The organism is Burkholderia sp. Bp8963 (genome assembly GCF_003854275.1).
Taxonomy (GTDB): domain Bacteria; phylum Pseudomonadota; class Gammaproteobacteria; order Burkholderiales; family Burkholderiaceae; genus Burkholderia.
Map to the genome: position 1 here is coordinate 1 of NZ_QTQP01000192.1, position 474 is coordinate 474.

Below are 474 nucleotides of genomic sequence, written 5' to 3' on the forward strand. Positions count from 1 at the left end.
CTGATGCCACTGGTGCCGGAGGCCGATGCCCGGCCGCTGCACAAGGTACGGCTCGACGGTTTCTACATGGCCAGGTACCACACCACCATTGCCGAGGACGATCGGTTTCGGTTGATGAACGGCAGGCAGCTCTATCGCATGGAACTTACTGCGCGAGATAGGGAGATTGGTGCGACGGAACCTTATCGTGTTTATGAGGCGCGCCAATTCAAGCCGAACTTTCCCGCGCGCAGCAATTGGCAAGATGGTAAAGATTACTGCCAATGGCTGGGCGAGGTCAGTGGCCTGCCGGTGGACCTGCCGACCGAGGCGCAGTATGAATATGCCGCGCGCTCGCGCGGCCGCTACCTAGTACAACATCCCTCAAATAAGTTTAATAATTATCGGGCTGTAAATATGGCTGCAGGAGCGTGACGATCACATCGGCCATTTCGTCGAGTGAACCCATGCCCGGCAGCGGCTCCCAACGCCCAC

At 58.0% G+C, this 474-nt stretch carries 1 protein-coding gene; it reads left to right on the plus strand.

Going from position 1 to position 474, the window contains the following annotated elements; translation table 11 throughout:
* The coding region (locus tag DID96_RS38010) for an SUMF1/EgtB/PvdO family nonheme iron enzyme (protein ID WP_148094550.1) at positions 1-414 on the plus strand (414 nt) is incomplete at its 5' end.
* Between the last annotated feature and the right edge of the window lie 60 nt (positions 415-474).